Below are 19074 nucleotides of genomic sequence, written 5' to 3' on the forward strand. Positions count from 1 at the left end.
TTAGTGTCATTTTGGGTCACTAAATCAGGTGTCTACGATCGTCGGTGTGGGCCTGTTCGTCCGGAAGGTACGTACCGCGTCGGGTGCGACTGCGGTGCAGATCGTGTCGAAGGAACGCGGCGTGCGCCGGATCGTCGAGCACATCGGCTCGGCGCACACCGACGACGAGCTCGCTGCCCTACTCGAGGTCGCCGATACGAAGATCCACGCAGGTCAGCTCGCATTCGATCTGAACTCGCTGTCGCCGGCTAAGGTTTCTTCCATTCCGGAGGTCGCCGGTTCGCAGTCGCGTGTCCTGTGGGAAGTCCTCGACAACGCCTACCGTGATCTCGGGTTCGACCAGGTCGGTACCGAGACGTTCAAGCAGTTGGTGTTGGCGCGGATCGTCGAGCCGACCAGCAAAGCCGACACGATCCGCGTCCTGGCCGATCTCGGCGTTCGGTCGCCGTCGCTGCGGACGATCTGGCGCACGCTCAATCGCAGCATCGCCGAGGACTGGCGCAGCCAGCTCGCCGCGGCAGCGTTCGCGCACGTCACCGCCGACGGCGCGCTGTCGATCGTGATGTACGACGTGACCACCTTGTACTTCGAGGCCGAGAACGAAGACCGGCTCCGCAAGGTCGGGATGAGCAAGGAACGGCGAGTCGATCCGCAGATCCTCATCGGGTTGTTGGTCGACCCGACCGGGTTCCCGCTGGAAGTACACGCCTTCGCCGGCAACCGCGGTGAGACGACGACCCTGCTTCCTGTGTTGAACGGGTTCCGCGAACGGCACGGACGAGCCGACGTGGTCGTTGTCGCTGACGCCGGCATGCTTTCGGCAGCGAACCTCAACGCGCTCGAGGAAGCCGGGTTCGACTTCATCGTCGGATCCCGAACCGGTTCAGCCCCAAGGGATCTGGCCGACCACTACGACCGGGTCGGGAACTTCTTCGCCGATGGCGCCACCGTCGAGACCACCCGGGAGATGGGAACCGGCCAGGCGAAGCGGACTCGGCGCGTCGTGTGGCACTACTCGCGGGCCCGCGAACGCCGCGACAACATCACCCTCAACAAGCAGATCGAGCGCGCGCAAGACATCGCCGAAGGACGACGGCCGCCGAAGAAGGACCGGTTCGTCTCCCTCGGCACCCGACCCGGCGTGAACTGGGATGCCGTGGAGAAGGCCCGCGAGTACCTCGGGCTGAAGGGCTACGTCACCAGCATCTCCACTGAGAAACTCGCTGGTGACAAGGTCATGGCCGCCTATCATGATCTGTTCAAGGTCGAGGCGTCGTTTCGGATGGCCAAGACCGACCTGAAAGCGCGGCCGATGTTCCATCACGAGCGTGACTCGATCGAGGCACACCTGACAATCGTGTTCGCCGCACTCGCAGTCACCCGACACCTGACCGAGACTTCCGGCTACTCGATCAAACGCATCATCACCGCGCTACGCCCAGTCCGGGATGTCATGATCCGGATCCGCGGCCAGCACGTCATGGCCGAAACACCGCTCGAGGGCGACGCCGCCGACATCGTCGCCAAGCTCCGAGAGTCAGCAGGGCACTAAAGTGGCACGAGTCAGGCCGGAGAAGCGATAAATCCCTCAAACAGACGAAAATTCGCGAGCGGAGCAGCCGCCATTGTCGTCCTGTGGTAGATGACCCGATCGGCGGAATCCCCCGGAAACCGCTCGTACCAGTAATAACGGTGAAATTCTCGCACCGAGGTGGCGGTTCAAAATGTCAGCGGCATCGGCGTCACTGAATGCGTGGCCGCGACTCTCAACGTATACGCACTCGCAAAACACTAATGCACTGAATACATCCTCGTATTCGAATCGGAATGACCGGACCACCGGAGGGCCGGGGCGCGCCCGGGGTCGATCGGCCCGCCATCGACTCCCCGCACGCACCCCGCACTCCCGACGTGCCTCCACCGGATTGTCGTACCCACGCTCTACCTTTGGAACATGGAGTACCGGACACAGTTGGAAAGCCTCATGACGCTCACCGCGGAGCAGATCGCCCAGGCCTGCGCCGGCCAGCGGATCAACGCGCTCGTGACCCTCTGCTACGACGAGTACCTCGAACTCCGCGAACTCGCCGAGGAAGCCCGCGGCACCGAGCGCTTCGACTTCTACATGCAGGAGGCATCCGCCTGGCGTGACACCGCGCGAGTGCTGCGGGAGATCGCCGCCGGCCCGGAGGCCGTCACCGGACAGACCCGCTCGGCATGACCGACGCTCCGCGCACCCTCGTGCTGATGCGGCACGGCAAATCCGGCTACCCCGCCGGCGTCTGGGATCACGACCGACCGCTCGCCGATCGCGGACGGCGCGAGGGCGCCCTCGCCGGCGAATGGATGGCGGCCGACGGCCTCGAGATCGACGCCGTCATCTGCTCGACGGCCGAGCGCACCCGCCAGACTCTCGAGCGCACGGGGATCGACGCACCCGTCGTCTACACCGAAGACATCTACGAGAACACCCCGGACAACATCCTCGAGGCGATCCGCACCTACGCCCCCGAGGATGCCGGCACCCTGCTCGTCGTCGGCCACTTCCCCGGACTTCCCGGTACCGCTCTCACCCTCGACGACGCCGCCGAGATCGAACGTTTCCCCACTTCGGCGTACGCGGTGCTCACCATCGGCGTGCCGTGGTCCCGGCTCGGGCTCGACGTCGACCCCGCCGCCCGGATGACCGCCCTCCGCGTTCCGCGGAACGCGGACTGACCCGGGGGACCCCGGAAGGCCGATCCACTCGTATCGCCACGGTCTCACCACCCGGGCTTCTTCCGCTCTGCCATGCCGCGAGCCCCGCGATAGTCCGCCGCCTAACGGCTATTCACAGGACCGCTGCCGTCTTCGCCGTCCCCGCTCACGGCACCGTGACGGCGCGACCAGCCGCTGGACCACACCCCGAACAACAGTGTCGAGCGTGCCGCCGCGGACAGCGACGCCACGGGCGACCGATTCACCGCCACCATCGCGCCCGGCGAGGTTCGACTTCGTCCGACCACCATGGTGACCCCGACCGGCACGGGGGCTCGATCGGCATGGCTCGAGCCCGCGGGCCCGGCCAGATGACGACGTGCCGGCCGCCCCGGAGGGACGGCCGGCACGTCGCCGGGAAGCAGATCAGCTCACTCGCCCAGGCCGGCTCCGACCAGATCGCCGGAAGAGTCCGACTCGGTGGACGGCTCCGTCTGAGCCGGAGTCTCCGGCTCCGGTGCCGGATCTGCGGTCCCGGCATCGCCGGCCGGCGGAGTGACCGCGGACGTGTCGTCGCCGGTCGATCCGCTCGGCGTGGTATCGATCTGCGGGCTCTCCGGTTCGGTGACGGTGACAGCGGGCTCGGTCTCGCCGGCATCGGGTTCGGCGGCGGCGAGCCCGGGCTCGGTAGCACCGGCCTTCGAACCGCCGCTACCGTCGTCATCGCCGACGGGCAGGGAGAGACGTGCCGCCGCGGGCGGCGGAGTGTCCGTCTGCTCGTCGTCCGGGCAGACGACGGCCGCACTCGTCTCGGTCGCGTCCGCCGGGACGCAGGTCGGCTCGACCGGAGCCGGGTTCTTCTTGAGGCCGAGCTTCACCGGGTCCAGGCCGAGCTGTTCCAGCAGTCCCCACGAGAGACGCTCGGAGCCGGGGAAGAGCATGGGTCCGAGCAGTTTGTCGAGCATCTTCAGGTCGTCGTCGAGCGTGATCGAGGACTTGAAGTCGCCGATCGTGTGGAAGGGGTCCCACGGCCGGTCGAAGGTCCAGGTGCCGAGACCGAGCGGGTTGTCCCAGTGCACCAGGTTGATCTTCGGCAGCAGGCCGACGTTCGCGTCGTCGATGATCCGGGTGATCTGCGGGGCCCCGATCAGGTTTGGACGGGTGGTTCCGTCGTTCAGGTCGACGCTCGGGAAGAGCACGATCTGATGGCCCAGCCACTCGATCACCAGCGGCTCGCGCAGGCCGTAGTCGCTGGTCAGCCAGTACGCGGTGGTCGTGCTCTTGACCACCGGGTCCCAGATCAACCGGCCCTGATCGTCGCGGGCCTGCTCCGTCTTCTGGACCATGACCGGGACCTTCTTCACCGCCCCCTCCGGCGCCTCCTCGCCGTCGGCGACGGTGATCTTGTTGCCGTCGGCATCGAGCCACACCACATCGCTCGCCGCGTCCGCGGCGGTGGGATCACGGTAGACCGGCTTGTTGTCGGCGTCGACCTGCTGGATCATCACCGGCTTCTTGTAGTACCGGACCTTCTGCTGATAGACGATCTGCCCGTTGTCGTCGCGCTTGGCGACCTGCTCGGTGGCGTCGACCATCTTCGGCGCGACATCGGTGATGCCTTCACCGGACGGCTTGTCCCACGACGCGACCTCGCTGCCGTCGACGATCCACACCGGCTTGCCGCCGTTGGTGGCCTGGGTCTTGGCGTTGACCATCGTCGGGACGGTCTTGTCCGCGTCGTCCCACAGCAGGTTGCCGCCGGCGTCCTTGGCCTGCTCCTGCTTGATCCGGGTCAGCCACACCGGCTCGTCGGAGGTGTACGTCTCCCACGCGTCCTGCGTGACACCGACCATCCGCGCGGCCGTCTTGTTCTTCATCCTCGGTGTGACGACGTCCTCCATCACCGGATTCATCGTGTCGGTGTCGACGGTGCCGACGACCTCGCCATCGGCGTCGCGCCAGGTACCGTCGGCCGCCTGGTGAACTCGTGGCCCGACGCATCCGTGAACAGGAGCGCGCCGTCCTTCCTGGACTGCTGCTGCTTGACGACGTCCTTGGTCTTCGGGACCGCCCCGGCCGGAATGTTGCCGTCCTCGTCGGCGGTCACATCGTGGCCGTCGAGCACGTACAGGAGCCGGCCGGCGTCGTCCTTCTGCTGCACCTTGACGATGACCTTATCCCAGAGCAGGTTTCCGCTCGAGTCGGTGGCCTGCTCCTTGTCTAAGGTGGTCTCGACGTTCTTGGTGTAGCGGATGAAGTCCTTGGTGAGCTTGACCCGCGTGTTCTCGTCGAGCACCCCGGCGAGGATCTTCGCGACGGCCGGGTTGCTCAGCAGGCTCCCCAGATCGAGACCGTCGCCGCCGCCGGAGAGCATCGGGAGGAAGCTCTTCAGCAGCGCGTCGTTGCCGAAGACCAGCGACGACAGGTCCATGATGGCCTGTGACTCCTGACGATTCATGGAGCCGTTCGCCAGATCGGTCGCGTTGGCCGGACGCAGATCCTGATAGGTGTCGAAGGTGCCCAGGAAGTTGGAGCAGCTGCCGAACGACTCGGCCGTCGCCTTCGCGTTCACCCCGAAGCAGAAGACCTCCTTGAGTGCCGGGATGTTGCCGTTGATGCTGTCGAGCATCGGCGCCATGTCACCGGCACCGGCGTCCTGCGCCATCTGCGACTCCAGCAACGGCTTCAGGTTGCTGAAGTCGACCTTCTGCCCGAACCAGGTGAACGTGATGTCGTTCAGATCCATGCCGGCGGCGATCGCGATGCCGTACTTGGCGTCCCCGACGACGCGACGACGCGCCGGGTCAGGCCGAGTTGGCGAAGGGATGATTTCGACATAGAGGCTTCTCCACAGGAACCGGTTGAATCCACCACTAGATTCAAATCGGACTTCACTGTGACAGACCACTGTGTCAGATATCACCGCTTTCGTGACACTAGTTAATGTGACACCAAGAATTTGCTTTGCGTGACCGGAAAATGACCTGAAGCCGAAGTGTGCGCGCAGCGGCCACCCGAGGTCGAGGCCACGCTCCAACCGCGAAGGAGAGGACTCAGGCCAGTTCCAGACGGACGGCGACGAGCCGGATCGGTCTGATCGCCACCGCCTCGTCCGAGGACGGCTCGAGGAGCGCGTCCACCGAAGTATCGACCAGCGACGCGATGGCGTCGTACGAGGTCCCCGGCGTAGGCAGCTTCCGGAGCGTGGTGCGGGTGAAGAACGTGGCGGTGCGGAGGGTCACGCCCACCCGGACCACGGTGCGGCCCTCGCCGAGCACCTGATCCAGGACCTCCCGCGCGAGCGCGCGAGCCGCGTCGTGCACCTGCCGGCTGGTGGTGAGGTCTTCGGGATAGGTGCACGACCGCGAGTGCGACCGCGCGGGCGGCGGCTCGACGGTGATCGAGTCGTCACCCCCGCCCCGCGAGAGGACGTACAGCCAGTTGCCCTTGTGGGGACCGAACCACTCGACGAGGCTCTCGAATGGCACGGCGGCCAGCTCATCGACGGTCGTGACACCCTGGGCGGCAAGAGCTTTCGCAGTTCGCGAGCCGACGCTCCACAGCGCGTCGGCCGGGCGGTCCCCCATCAGCCGATGCCAGTTCCCGTCGTCGATCAGAAAGCACCGGGCGTCGTCGTCCCCGCCCTCCCGGACCGCCCGCTTGGCGAAGCCTGCGGCGATCTTGGCGCGCTGTTTGTTGTCCGAGATACCGACGCAGCACAGCAGGCCGGTCGCCTCGCGCACCGTCGCGCGGAGCCGGTCCGCCAGCTCGAGCGCGGCCGGCGCCGGTGGTCGTTCCCCGTCCCGCGGGCCGAATCCGACGTAGCCCTCGTCCGCGCCCCAGACCTCCACCGGGAGACCGAGGCCCCGGACCGCGTCCCACACCTGCGCGGAGGCGTCGCCGTACAGCTCCATGTCGAGTGGCAGGTACGACGCATCCGGCGCCTTGCGCAGGGCGACCCGCAGCGGCATGCCGGCACGCACCCCGAGCGCCCGCGCCTCGTACGACGCGCACGTCACCACCTGACGCGCCCGGGTGGGGTCACCGTCGCCGCCGACCACCACCTGCCGGTCCCGGAGGTCGGGCCGGCGGCGTCGTTCCACCGCCACCTGGAACTGATCCAGATCGAGGTGGAGCAACCAGTGGAAGCGCTCGGGGGCCACGTGGTCAAGAGTAGGAGACCCCGACATGCGGCGGCCGTTTTGACCGATCCGCGGTACCGCCCAGTAGGGTCGGAGACGTTATGACTCGCAGCGCAACGGTACGACTGTCCACCCTGATCCTCGCGGCGGCGCTCGCGCTGATCGCGCTCGTCGTCACCCCGGCGACCGGCGAGGCGGCCGCGCGGGTGGTCGGCGTCCGCGAGCTGTCGCCGCGCGTCACGCTCCTGTCGGTGTACTCCCCCGCGATGAACCGGGTGATCCGCAGTCACGTGCTGCACCCGCCGGGCAAGCCCGCCGGCCTACCGAGCTTCTACCTGCTCCCCGGCGCGGGCGGCGCGGAGGACGGCATCAGCTGGTACAACAACGGCGGCGTCAAGCGGTTCTTCGCCGGTAAGCGCGTCAACGTGGTGCTGCCGATCGGCGGCCGCTTCTCGATGATGACCAACTGGCAGCAGGCCGACCCGATGCTCGGCGTCAACAAGTGGCAGACCTTCTACACCCGGGAGCTGCCCGACGCCGTCGACAAGCACTTCCGCACCTCCGGCGCGAACGCGCTCGGCGGCGTCTCGATGTCCGCCGGCCCCGCCCTCGACCTGGCGATCCAGGCCCCTAACCGTTTCCGCGCCGTCGCCGCCTACAGCGGCTGCCCCGGCACCACCGATCCCCTCGGGCGGCTCGCGGCCACGGCGATCCCGATGCGCGGCGGCGCCAACCCGTTCAACATGTGGGGCGCCTACGACAATCCCGCCTGGCTCGCGCACGACCCGGTGATCAACGCCGGCCGGCTCCGCGGCAAGACCATCTTCCTGTCGGCCGGGTCGGGCCTGCCCGGACCGATCGACGGCGGCCCCGTCGAGACCATCGGCGGCCTCTTCGGCGGCAACGTGCTGGAGGCCATCGCCCTGCAGTGCACCACGAACATGGCGAACCGCCTCAGCGCACTCGGCATCCCCTATCGCTTCAGCCACCGCCCCGACGGCACCCACAGCTGGGGCCTGTTCTCCGCGGACATGCGCCTGTCGTGGCCGATGATCGCGCGGGCCATCGGGGCGTAACAGCGTTTCGCCGACGTAGCAGCGCCTCGTCACAAAGGCAGCGGTCGCGAGCGCTGCTTCGGTGACGAAGCGCTGCCGCGACCTCAGAGGTCGCTCGGCGGCAGCGGTCGCGCGTCGGGCACGACGAGGCCGGCCGCCCGCAAGCGTTGCCTCACCCGCTCCAGCATGCTTCCGTCCCGCAGGTCCCGGTACACCCAGCGCACCACGTCCAGACCGAGATCCCGCAGGCCGTCTTCCCGGATCTTCTCGGCGACGACGACCTCCGCGGGGGCCTCCCCCGGACCACTGAATTCGCCGGAATACTTCACGACGCCGTCGAACTCGCCGACCACCTTGCCGTCCCAGTCACAGTCGACGACGGCCGCATCGCCGCTGCCTAGGATGTACCGCACCTGCAGTTTCGGCACCGGGAACCCGGCCGTGATCATCAGTGCGCGGCTCCACGACTCCCCCGGATTCGCCGCCAGGCCGTCGGCGTGGCGCAACGCGTATCGCGCGCCCGCCGCGCCCCGCCGGCTCGGCTTCACCAGCTCATCGAGTTCTTCTCGGGTCACCCCCGCGTGCAGAGCCGAGTCGAGCGCCGCCAGTGCCCTCGGGAAGCCCGCGGACCGGGCGATGTCGGCCGCCGTCCGGGCCAGACCGGTCACCCGGACACCCTCGATCACCACGATGTCCGCGTCGTCGACGGGACACGCGTGGATCAGGAACCGCCTGTTCCGGACGTATCCGTGCGAACTGTGGCCGGTGATCGCGTGCACGCAGCGTCGATCGGGTGACAGGAGCTCGAGGCCGTGGAGCGCGGCCGCCGACTGGTGGCTGAGCACTCTGTCGCCGGGGCCCGCGGCCGCCGCGGCGAGGCACTTGGCCCGATAGATCGCCTGTCGCTGCCGGTATCCGGGCAGTCCGCGCAGCGCCAGGGCGTCGAGGTACACGCCACGGGCGACGCGAACGAGCACCCCGGCCCGCACCGCGGCGTCGAACTCGCGCGGCGTGACACCCGATTCCAGGACCGTCTTCCGGTAGATGAGCCCGTGATCGTCGTACGTCCACATGAAGATTGGACGCAACAGGCACCGATCCGGTTCCCCGTTTCACCGCTCCGGTCGCCGTAGCAGCGCTTCGATACGGAAGCAGCGTTCGCGAGCGCTGCTTCTGTAGCGGAACGCTGCTTCGTGGGTTCTAGGACGGCGTTTCGACACCGGCCTCGGCTAGCGCCTCGGCCGGGCTCAACGGGCTACATGGGGCGGCTCGACGAGCGGGCCGCGGATGGCTCGAGGGGCCGACGACCCCCGGACACGAGGAGGCCCCCGATCCGGGGGATGGATCGGGGGCCTCGTCGACCACTTTAGCGGTAATCGCCGCCGTAGTCGAAGTCGTCCAGCGGAACCGCAGCACCGGAGGGGGCGCCGAAGGTGCCGTCCGGGCTGTAGTACGTGTCGTCGTACGACGGGAGCGCGTACGCCGCGGCGCGCGCCTCCTCGGTCGGCTCCACCTGGATGTTCCGGTAGCGGTTGATACCGGTACCGGCCGGGATGAGCTTACCGATGATCACGTTCTCCTTCAGGCCCACCAGCTTGTCGCTGCGGCTGTTGATGGCCGCGTCGGTCAGGACACGCGTGGTCTCCTGGAACGATGCCGCCGACAGCCACGACTCGGTGGCCAGCGAGGCCTTGGTGATACCCATGAGCACCGGACGGCCCGACGCGGGCTCGCCGCCCTCGGACACGACCTGGCGGTTGGCCGCCTCGAACTCGGCGCGCTCGGTGAGCGAACCGGGCAGGAACTCGGTGGCACCGGAGTCGATGATGGTCACGCGACGCAGCATCTGGCGCACGATGGTCTCGATGTGCTTGTCGTGGATCGACACACCCTGTCGGCGGTAGACCTCCTGCACCTCGTTGACCAGGTGGATCTGCACCTGACGCGGGCCCATCACGCGGAGCACCTCGTGCGGATCGGCCGGGCCCTCCATGAGCGGCTCGCCGACCTCGACGTGATCGCCGTCGGCCAGCGGACGCTCGGAGCCGTCCGGCTGGACCACCGAGTGCAGACGCTGACGCTTGGACAGCTTGTCGTAGACCAGCTCCTCGGATCCGTCATCGGGGATGATCGTGATCTTGTAGAACCGCTCACCCTCCTCCAGACGGATACGACCGGCCACCTCGGCGATGGGCGCCTTGCCCTTGGGCACGCGAGCCTCGAAGAGCTCGGTGACACGGGGCAGACCGCCGGTGATGTCGTCACCGACGCCACCCTGGTGGAAGGTACGCATGGTCAGCTGCGTGCCGGGCTCACCGATCGACTGGGCGGCGATGATGCCCACGGCCTCGCCGATGTCGACCAGCTTGCCGGTGGCCATCGAGCGGCCGTAGCACATGGCGCAGACCCCGGTGCCGGTGCCGCAGGTGAGGACCGAGCGGACCTTGACCTCGGTGATACCGGCGGCGAGCAGCTTCTCGATCGCCGGATCGCCCAGGTCGTGACCGCGCTCGATGACGACGTTGCCGTCGGCGTCGATCGCGTCGGCGGCCAGGGTCCGGGCGTACGCCGCGGTCTCCACGTGCTGGTCGCGGATCAGCTGATCGCCGTGCTTCACACCGATCGGCACCACGATGCCGCGCTCCACGCCACAGTCCAGCTCGCGCACGATGACGTCCTGCGACACGTCCACCAGACGACGGGTCAGGTAACCCGAGTCGGCGGTGCGCAGCGCGGTGTCGGCCAGACCCTTGCGGGCGCCGTGCGTGTTGATGAAGTACTCGGCGACGGTCAGGCCCTCGCGGAACGAGGACTTGATCGGGCGCGGGATGAACTCACCCTTCGGGTTGGTCACCAGACCCTTCATGCCCGACAGGTTGCGGACCTGGGTCATGTTGCCCGTCGCACCCGACTTCGGGATCATCGTGATCGGGTTGTCGTCCGGGTAGAACTCCTCCAGGGCCTTACCGACCTCTTCGGTGGCGGCCTGCCACAGCTCGACCAGTGCGTCGCGACGCTCGTCCTTGGTCAGACCACCGCGCTGGTACTTCTTCTCCAGCGCGTCGGCCTGGGTCTCGTAGCGATCGAGGATCTCCGCCTTGGCCGGCGGCACCAGCACGTCGGACATGGCCACGGTGACGCCCGAACGGGTCGCCCAGTGGAAGCCCACGTCCTTGAGCTTGTCGACGGTCTGCGCGACGACGATCATCGGGTACCGCTCGGCGAGGTCGTTGATGATCACGGCCTGACGCTTCTTCGGCATCTGATCGTTGACGAAGGGGTAGTCCTTCGGCAGCAGCTCGTTGAAGAGCACGCGGCCCAGCGTGGTCTCGAGTTCCCACTCCTGGCCCTTGTGCCACTTGCCGTCGAACTCGGCGGCCTCGATGTCGGCCGGCGGACGCAGATCGGTCAGCCGGACCCGGATCGGGGCCTGCACGCTCAGCACACCGCGGTCGACGGCCATGATGGCCTCGGCCGGGCTCGAGTAGACGCCGCGCTCGACGTCGTCCTTCGTGGCCGGGCGGTACGCGCCGATGGCGTCGTCCTTCTCGGTGGTCAGGTAGTACAGACCGGTCACCATGTCCAGACGCGGCATGGCGAGCGGGCGGCCCGACGCCGGCGACAGGATGTTGTTGCTCGAGAGCATCAGGATCCGCGCCTCGGCCTGCGCCTCCGCGGACAGCGGAAGGTGCACGGCCATCTGGTCACCGTCGAAGTCGGCGTTGAAGGCCTCACACACCAGCGGGTGCAGCTGGATGGCCTTGCCCTCCACCAGCTGCGGCTCGAAGGCCTGGATGCCGAGGCGGTGCAGCGTCGGTGCGCGGTTCAGCAGCACCGGGTGCTCGGCGATGACCTCTTCGAGGACGTCCCACACCTGCGGCCGCTGCCGCTCCACCATGCGCTTGGCCGACTTGATGTTCTGCGCCTGGTTCAGGTCGACCAGACGCTTCATCACGAACGGCTTGAACAGCTCGAGCGCCATCAGCTTCGGCAGACCGCACTGGTGCAGCTTGAGCTGCGGACCGACGACGATCACCGAGCGGCCCGAGTAGTCGACGCGCTTGCCGAGCAGGTTCTGGCGGAACCGGCCCTGCTTGCCCTTCAGCAGATCGCTCAGCGACTTCAGCGGCCGGTTGCCCGGGCCGTTGACCGGACGGCCACGACGGCCGTTGTCGAAGAGCGCGTCCACCGACTCCTGCAGCATCCGCTTCTCGTTGTTGACGATGATCTCGGGCGCACCCAGATCGATCAGTCGCTTGAGGCGGTTGTTGCGGTTGATCACGCGGCGGTACAGGTCGTTCAGGTCCGACGTGGCGAAACGGCCACCGTCGAGCTGCACCATCGGGCGCAGCTCCGGCGGGATCACCGGCACGGCGTCGAGCACCATGGCGCGCGGGCTGTTGCCGGACTGCTGGAACGCGGCCACGACCTTCAGTCGCTTGAGCGCACGCAGCTTCTTCTGGCCCTTGCCGCTGCGGATGGTCTCGCGCAGCGACTCGGCCTCGGCGTCGATGTCGAAGTTCTCCAGGAGCTTCTTGATCGCCTCGGCGCCCATGGCGCCGCTGAAGTACTCGCCGAAGCGGTCCTCCAGCTCGCGGTAGATGCGCTCGTCGAGGATCAGCTCACCCGGCGTCAGCTTGGTGAACTTGTCCCAGATCTCGTCCAGGCTCTCGACCTCGCGGTTCGCGTGGTCGCGCATGCGCTTGAGCTCGCGCTCGGCGCCGTCGCGGACCTTGCGCTTCGCGTCGGCCTTGGCACCCTCGGCCTCGAGCTCGGCCAGGTCGGCCTCCAGCTTCTGCTGGCGCTCGGCCAGCGCGGCCTCGAGGTCGTCCATGATGGCCTTGCGCTCGACGACGATCTCCGCCTCGCGGGTGGAGAGCTCCGCGTGGCGCAGCTCGTCGTCCACCGAGGTGATGACCCAGGCGGCGAAGTAGATGATCTTCTCGAGATCCTTCGGCGCCAGGTCGAGCAGGTAGCCGAGCCGGCTGGGCACACCCTTGAAGTACCAGATGTGGGTGACCGGAGCGGCGAGCTCGATGTGGCCCATGCGCTCACGGCGCACCTTGGCCTTGGTCACCTCGACGCCGCAGCGCTCACAGATGATGCCCTTGAAGCGCACGCGCTTGTACTTGCCGCAGTAGCACTCCCAGTCCCGGGTGGGGCCGAAGATCTTCTCGCAGAAGAGTCCGTCCTTCTCCGGCTTCAGGGTGCGGTAGTTGATGGTCTCCGGCTTCTTGACCTCGCCGTACGACCAGTTGTGGATGTCATCGGCCGTTGCCAGACCGATCTTCAGTTCGTCGAAAAAGTTGACGTCGAGCACGTTATGCCCCTCCAGAGGAGTTTTCTCTAAGTCGTTTTAGGGGGGTACACGGGGGGACGGAGTCCCCCCGTGCGATTAGTTGGCGAGGTCGTCGAGCGTCGCACTCTCGTTGCGCGAGAGGTTGATACCCAGGTTGGCCGCGGCGCGCTCCAGGTCCTCGTCATCGTCGTCGGCCATCGCGATGGCGGCGCCGTCGGACGACAGCACCTCCACGTTCAGGCAGAGCGACTGGAGTTCCTTGAGGAGCACCTTGAACGACTCCGGGATACCCGGCTCCGGGATGTTCTCGCCCTTGACGATGGCCTCGTAGACCTTCACGCGGCCGACGACGTCGTCGGACTTGATGGTCAGGAGCTCCTGCAGCGTGTAGGCCGCGCCGTAGGCCTGCATGGCCCAGCACTCCATCTCACCGAAACGCTGACCACCGAACTGCGCCTTACCACCGAGCGGCTGCTGGGTGATCATCGAGTACGGACCGGTCGAACGGGCGTGGATCTTGTCGTCCACCAGGTGGTGCAGCTTGATGATGTACATGTAGCCGACCGACACCGGGTACGGGAACGGCTCGCCGGAGCGGCCGTCGAACAGGATCGCCTTGCCGTCGCCGTTCACCATGACGTCGCCGTCACGGTTGGGCAGCGTCGACCCGAGGATGCCGGCGAGCTCGGTGTCGCGGGCACCGTCGAACACCGGGGTGGCGGTGTTGGTGTCGGGCTCCACCGAGTACAGCTCCTCCGGCAGGCGCTCGGCCCACTCCGGCACGCCGCCCGCGACGTCGATGTTCCAGCCGGCCTTGGCGACCCACCCGAGGTGGGTCTCCAGGATCTGGCCGATGTTCATACGACGCGGGACACCGTGGGTGTTCAGGATGATGTCGACCGGGGTGCCGTCGGGCAGGAACGGCATGTCCTCCTGCGGGAGGATCTTGCCGATGACGCCCTTGTTGCCGTGCCGGCCGGCGAGCTTGTCGCCGTCCTGGATCTTGCGCTTCTGGGCCACGTAGACGCGGACCAGCTCGTTGACGCCGGGCGCCAGGTCATCGTCGTCGTCGCGGCTGAACACGCGGACACCGATCACCTTGCCGGTCTCGCCGTGGGGCACCTTGAGCGACGTGTCGCGGACCTCGCGCGCCTTCTCACCGAAGATCGCGCGGAGCAGCCGCTCCTCCGGGGTCAGCTCGGTCTCGCCCTTCGGGGTGACCTTGCCGACCAGGATGTCGCCGTCGCGGACCTCGGCACCGATGCGGACGATGCCGCGCTCGTCGAGATCGGCCAGCACCTCGTCGGAGACGTTCGGGATGTCCCGGGTGATCTCCTCGGCACCGAGCTTGGTGTCGCGGGCGTCGATCTCGTACTCCTCGATGTGGATCGAGGTGAGGGTGTCCTCCTCCACGAGGCGCTGCGACAGGATGATCGCGTCCTCGTAGTTGTGACCCTCCCACGGCATGATCGCCACGAGCAGGTTCTTGCCCAGCGCCATCTCGCCCTGGTCGGTGCAGGGGCCGTCGGCCAGCACCTGGCCGGCCTCGACACGCTGTCCCTCGTCCACGATCGGGACCTGGTTGGCGCAGGTGCCGTGGTTGGACCGCTCGAACTTGCGCAGACGGTAGCTCTGGCGGGTGCCGTCGTCGGCCATCACGGTGATGTAGTCGGCCGAGACCTCCTCCACCACACCGGTCTCGGTGGTGACGATCACGTCACCGGCGTCGACCGCGGCGCGCAGCTCCATGCCGGTACCGACCAGCGGCGACTCGCTGCGGACCAGCGGCACCGCCTGACGCTGCATGTTGGCGCCCATCAGGGCACGGTTGGCGTCGTCGTGCTCCAGGAACGGGATCATCGCGGTCGCGACGGACACCATCTGGCGCGGGCTGACGTCCAGGTACTGGACGGCGTCGGCCGGCACGAACTCCACCTCGGCGCCCTTGATACGGACCAGGACGCGCTCGTCGGTGATGCGGCCGTCGGCGTCGTACGACGTGTTGGCCTGACCGATCAGGTAGCGATCCTCCTCATCGGCGGTCATGTACTCGATCTGGTCGGTGACCTTGCCGTCGACGACCTTGCGGTACGGCGTCTCGATGAAGCCGAACGGGTTGACCCGCGCGTACACCGAGAGCGAGCCGATCAGGCCGATGTTCGGGCCTTCCGGGGTCTCGATGGGGCACATGCGGCCGTAGTGCGACGGGTGCACGTCGCGCACCTCGAGGCCGGCGCGCTCACGGCTCAGACCACCCGGGCCCAGCGCCGACAGGCGGCGCTTGTGGGTGAGACCCGACAGCGGGTTGTTCTGGTCCATGAACTGCGACAGCTGGCTGGTGCCGAAGAACTCCTTGATCGCCGCCACGACGGGACGGATGTTGATCAGGGTCTGCGGGGTGATGGCCTCGGCGTCCTGGGTGGTCATCCGCTCGCGGACGACGCGCTCCATGCGCGAGAGACCCAGCCGGATCTGGTTCTGGATCAGCTCGCCGACGGTACGCAGGCGACGGTTGCCGAAGTGGTCGATGTCGTCGACCTCGACCGGCACCTCGACGCCGCCCGGGCCCATCATCATCGGCACGGTGGCGCTGCGCGGGTCGGTCTCGTGCAGGCGCACCAGGTACTCGACGGTCGCGACGATGTCCTCGCGGGTCAGCACCGACTCGCCGAACATCGGGTTGTCGGTGAGACCGAGCTTCTTGTTGATCTTGTAGCGGCCGACGCGCGCCAGGTCGTAGCGCTTCTCCTTGAAGAACATGTTCTCCAGGAGGCTCTCGGCGGACTCCTTGGTCGGCGGCTCGCCCGGACGCAGCTTGCGGTAGACCTCCAGCAGCGCCTCGTCCTGGTTGTTGGTGTGATCCTTCTCCAGGGTCGACATCATGATCTCGGAGAAGCCGAAGCGCTCGGTGATCTCCTCGCGGGTGAGGCCGAGGGCCTGCAGCAGCATGGTGACCGACTGGCGGCGCTTGCGGTCGATGCGGACACCGACCGAATCGCGCTTGTCGATGTCGAACTCGAGCCACGCACCGCGGCTCGGGATCACCTTGACCGCGTGCAGGGTCTTCTCGGTGGCCTTGTCGATGGTCTCGTCGAAGTAGACGCCCGGGCTGCGGACCAACTGGCTGACCACGACGCGCTCGGTGCCGTTGATGATGAAGCTGCCCTTGTCGGTCATCATCGGGAACTCGCCCATGAAGACCGTCTGAGACTTGATCTCACCGGTGTTGTTGTTGATGAACTCGGCGGTGACGAACAGCGGCGCCGAGTAGGTCATGTCCTTGTCCTTGCACTCATCGATCGAGGCCTTGACCTCGTCGAAGTGCGGCTCGGAGAACGACAGAGACATCGACGACGAGAAGTCCTCGATGGGAGACAGTTCGCGGAGGACCTCTTCGAGTCCGCCGGCGGGGTTCTCCTCGCCCCGGGCGATCGCCTTCGCCCGCCATTCCGGCGAGCCGATCAGCCACTCGAACGAGTCCAGCTGCAGATCCAGGAGGCCGGGTACTTCCAGCGGCTCGTCGATCTTGGCAAAAGAGACGCGGCGCGGGGCTCCGGGGATGCTGCCGGTCGAGGTGGTTGAGGTGGACTGGCGGTCGAGTGCCAAGATGCGTCCTTCTCTCGCGTGGTGTTCACTATGTGGCGTTTTTAGCCATTTGGCCTTGGGGCCGCTGCGTGGACTGGAATACCTGAGTTCACCTGCGGTTTTCCCACGGCACGATAGTGATGCTCGCTCGGAAAGGACGATCAGTGGACAGGGTGCAGCCAGCGCAACGTCCTACTGTATCAGAAGATGGGCAGCATGTGTCAACCCCGTCAAATCGACGGTGCGTGACGGCGCCCCGGGAAAACCTCGGCGCTGGTGCCGGATGAGGTTTTCATTGGGACCAGACTGTACCGCCGAGGCGCGCTCGTCAAGCAGAACGCGCACTTTGGCGCCGAATCACATCGAGTTCGGCGCCCGCGCGGCACCCGTCAGACCGTGTCGTACTCGCTGATCAGCCACTGATCGCCGTGCTTCACGAAGTTCATCCGCATGCGCGGCGTGTCGCTGCCGGTCGGCGTGCCGTCGGACGTACTGCTCATGATGAAGCCGATCAGAACCGTCGCCTTGTCCCCGGACAGGTTCTCGACGCCGAGGGTGTCGGCATGGCAGTCCATGCCCGCCTTGCCCTGGGTCACCAGCTTGCGGCTGGTGGCCGCGTAGTCGTTCAGGTTCTTCAGTGCGGTCCCGGTGAGCGCGGCGCGCGCGTTCTTCAGGCTGTCGTCGTACTTGTCCCACTGATAGGTGAACGGGGCGCAGGCACGTTTCGCGGCCTGCGACATCAGCTCACTGGTCTCGCCGTTGTCGAGGAACGCCTTGTTGCTGTTGACCGGCGGCGAGCCCGGATGGAACGCCAGTACCGCCGCGATCGCCCCGACCACGGCCGCGACCAGCCAGAACGTGACGGCGAGCGACACCGACTTCTCGTTGTCACGGGTCGGCGGCTGCTTCGCCGCGCGCTCGGCGGCCTGGTCCGCCGCGTCGCGGGCCTCGGCGCGGGCCGCCGTCAGATCCACGGTCTCCTCGCGGATCCGCGACGTCGGCGCGTTGCTGCCCCGGGCCTCGCGGATCTTCGCGGTGGCGGCCGCCGAATCCCGCTTGGCGTCCGGCGACGCGGTGTCGTCGCCGCCGGGCCGAGTGAGCGAGACGGCGGTCTCCACGATCGCGGTGTCTGCGCCGGCCGGGGCCGGACCGTTCGCGGCACCGGCGGACGGGGCGTCCTCGGGAAGCGGGTCGCCGGATCGCCGGATCACCATCTTCGGCACGTTCGAGGCAGCGCTCACCACGACGGTCGCCACACCCGCGGCGTCGTCGCGCGGCTCGGCACCGCTCGCCGCGACGGTCACGTCGTCCGCGGTATCCTGGTCGGCCGGGGCCGGATCGGTGGGCGTCCTGTCACTCATCTGCTCGTCGCTCATCAGTTGCCGCCTCCCTGCGAACCGTCGTCCGAATACTGGATCCCGTCGAGGGGCACCATCACCGAGGCCTTCCGCTTACCGTCCGCCTTCACCACGGTCACCAGGAAGGCAATGGGCTTCGCCTGCTGCTGGTTGTTCGCCTTGATCGCCTGAGTCGCGATACCGAAGACGAGAACCTTGGCAGTGTCGCCGCCGAGGTCGACTTCGGTCGGCGCCGCACCGGTGATCCGCGAGGTGATAGTGAAACCGGCCGACCCGTTACTGGCCTGCTTGGCCTGCTCGACCATCTTCCGCAGGTCACTCCCGTTGGCCTGCTTGAGCGCATCCCCGGTCAGCGTGTCCTTGACCCGCTTGTCCCAGCCGTCGAGATCGTTCGGATCGATCGTGGTCACGTTCACCACCGCCTGTTCGGCGGCGTCGACCGAATCATCGCGCAGCGCGGTGATCGAGCCGTCATCACTGAGGTAGGCGTGGATGCCGACGTAGCCGAAGTAGCCGAGGCAGGCCACCGCTGCGGCGAGAGCGGCCACACCGGTGGACAGCAGCAGTGAGGCGAGCCAGTGCCGCGACTCCCCCGGCGCCGATCCGCCGGAGCGGGCGGCGCGGGCGGCCGCCTTCTCCGCCTTCCGCGCAGCCTTGCGGTCGGCCTTCGACTCCGACGCCGCCGCGTCCGGGGAATCGGTATCGATCCCCGCGGATTCGGTGTCCTTCACCGCCGTTTCAGGCTCTTCGACCACTGTGTCTGCGGTGTCGGATTCGATCGGCGTAGTGTCGTTCCCGTCCGCCGCGCCCTCGGGCTCGTCGGTCGCGGAGTTCTGCTCAGAAGTCATCGGGCGCCACTGTATCTACTCGGGGCCGCACATGCGACTGCCGCCGTCAGTGGTGCCCTGCGTCATCGCTCAGGGACCGCCGGCGGCGGC

At 67.4% G+C, this 19074-nt stretch carries 12 protein-coding genes; 4 read left to right on the forward strand and 8 right to left on the reverse strand.

Annotation, left to right across the window (positions count from 1 at the left end):
- Positions 1 to 46 precede the first annotated feature (46 nt).
- The 3 genes from MYK68_RS17655 (at position 47) to MYK68_RS17665 (ending at position 2718) form a co-directional block, all read left to right on the forward strand.
- Positions 47 to 1552 carry an IS1634 family transposase gene (locus MYK68_RS17655; protein WP_502798338.1) on the forward strand — a complete coding sequence of 502 codons (1506 nt, stop codon included), beginning with the start codon at positions 47 to 49 and terminating at the stop codon, positions 1550 to 1552.
- Between the two features lie 432 nt (positions 1553 to 1984).
- Positions 1985 to 2221: a hypothetical protein gene (locus tag MYK68_RS17660; RefSeq protein WP_247865052.1), complete on the forward strand. Its 237-nt coding sequence runs from the start codon at positions 1985 to 1987 to the stop codon at positions 2219 to 2221.
- On the forward strand, positions 2218 to 2718 hold the full coding sequence (locus tag MYK68_RS17665; RefSeq protein WP_247865053.1) for a SixA phosphatase family protein: 501 nt from the start codon (positions 2218 to 2220) through the stop codon (positions 2716 to 2718). The genes MYK68_RS17660 and MYK68_RS17665 overlap by 4 nt, the downstream gene beginning before the upstream one ends.
- Before the next feature lie 410 nt (positions 2719 to 3128).
- On the opposite strand, the gene MYK68_RS17670 is transcribed toward MYK68_RS17665, so the two are convergent.
- From MYK68_RS17670 to MYK68_RS17680, 3 genes are all read right to left on the reverse strand, one after another.
- Positions 3129 to 4610: a hypothetical protein gene (locus tag MYK68_RS17670; protein ID WP_247865054.1), complete on the reverse strand. Its 1482-nt coding sequence runs from the start codon at positions 4608 to 4610 to the stop codon at positions 3129 to 3131.
- The gene (locus MYK68_RS17675; protein ID WP_247865055.1) at positions 4607 to 5443 is read right to left on the reverse strand and encodes a hypothetical protein; all 837 of its coding nucleotides are present in this window, start codon (positions 5441 to 5443) and stop codon (positions 4607 to 4609) included. The genes MYK68_RS17670 and MYK68_RS17675 overlap by 4 nt, the downstream gene beginning before the upstream one ends.
- Before the next feature lie 307 nt (positions 5444 to 5750).
- Entirely contained in the window at positions 5751 to 6860 is a 1110-nt protein-coding gene (locus MYK68_RS17680; RefSeq protein WP_349306142.1) for a DNA polymerase IV, read from the reverse strand.
- A gap of 80 nt (positions 6861 to 6940) precedes the next feature.
- Between MYK68_RS17680 and MYK68_RS17685 the strand changes: the two genes are divergently transcribed.
- Positions 6941 to 7915 carry an alpha/beta hydrolase gene (locus MYK68_RS17685; RefSeq protein ID WP_247865057.1) on the forward strand — a complete coding sequence of 325 codons (975 nt, stop codon included), beginning with the start codon at positions 6941 to 6943 and terminating at the stop codon, positions 7913 to 7915.
- A gap of 83 nt (positions 7916 to 7998) precedes the next feature.
- On the opposite strand, the gene MYK68_RS17690 is transcribed toward MYK68_RS17685, so the two are convergent.
- The 5 genes from MYK68_RS17690 to MYK68_RS17710 all read right to left on the reverse strand — a co-directional run bounded on the left by MYK68_RS17690 (position 7999) and on the right by MYK68_RS17710 (position 18984).
- Positions 7999 to 8967 (reverse strand): type IV toxin-antitoxin system AbiEi family antitoxin domain-containing protein, encoded by a 969-nt coding sequence (locus MYK68_RS17690; protein ID WP_247865058.1) that lies wholly within the window; start codon positions 8965 to 8967, stop codon positions 7999 to 8001.
- A gap of 293 nt (positions 8968 to 9260) precedes the next feature.
- Positions 9261 to 13214 (reverse strand): DNA-directed RNA polymerase subunit beta', encoded by a 3954-nt coding sequence (locus MYK68_RS17695; RefSeq protein WP_247865059.1) that lies wholly within the window; start codon positions 13212 to 13214, stop codon positions 9261 to 9263.
- Between the two features lie 75 nt (positions 13215 to 13289).
- Positions 13290 to 16799 (reverse strand): DNA-directed RNA polymerase subunit beta, encoded by a 3510-nt coding sequence (gene rpoB / locus MYK68_RS17700; protein WP_247865060.1) that lies wholly within the window; start codon positions 16797 to 16799, stop codon positions 13290 to 13292.
- A 368-nt stretch (positions 16800 to 17167) separates the two neighbouring features.
- Entirely contained in the window at positions 17168 to 18154 is a 987-nt protein-coding gene (locus tag MYK68_RS17705; RefSeq protein WP_247865061.1) for a hypothetical protein, read from the reverse strand.
- A complete protein-coding gene (locus MYK68_RS17710) occupies positions 18154 to 18984 on the reverse strand; it encodes an Rv1363c family protein (RefSeq protein WP_247865062.1) in 831 nt (276 codons plus the stop codon). The genes MYK68_RS17705 and MYK68_RS17710 overlap by 1 nt, the downstream gene beginning before the upstream one ends.
- Positions 18985 to 19074: the final 90 nt, after the last annotated feature.

Origin of the sequence: Gordonia sp. PP30, from assembly GCF_023100845.1 — a bacterium.
Classification (GTDB): Bacteria; Actinomycetota; Actinomycetes; order Mycobacteriales; family Mycobacteriaceae; genus Gordonia.

Bases quoted from the DNA above. Each gene is read 5' to 3' on its own strand.
- MYK68_RS17660 (WP_247865052.1), top strand. From the start codon at position 1,985: ATGACGCTCACCGCGGAGCAGATCGCCCAGGCCTGCGCCGGCCAGCGG.
- MYK68_RS17665 (WP_247865053.1), top strand. From the start codon at position 2,218: ATGACCGACGCTCCGCGCACCCTCGTGCTGATGCGGCACGGCAAATCC.
- MYK68_RS17670 (WP_247865054.1), bottom strand. From the start codon at position 4,610: ATGAATCCGGTGATGGAGGACGTCGTCACACCGAGGATGAAGAACAAG.
- MYK68_RS17675 (WP_247865055.1), bottom strand. From the start codon at position 5,443: ATGGATCTGAACGACATCACGTTCACCTGGTTCGGGCAGAAGGTCGAC.
- MYK68_RS17685 (WP_247865057.1), top strand. From the start codon at position 6,941: ATGACTCGCAGCGCAACGGTACGACTGTCCACCCTGATCCTCGCGGCG.
- MYK68_RS17690 (WP_247865058.1), bottom strand. From the start codon at position 8,967: ATGTGGACGTACGACGATCACGGGCTCATCTACCGGAAGACGGTCCTG.
- MYK68_RS17705 (WP_247865061.1), bottom strand. From the start codon at position 18,154: ATGAGCGACGAGCAGATGAGTGACAGGACGCCCACCGATCCGGCCCCG.
- MYK68_RS17710 (WP_247865062.1), bottom strand. From the start codon at position 18,984: ATGACTTCTGAGCAGAACTCCGCGACCGACGAGCCCGAGGGCGCGGCG.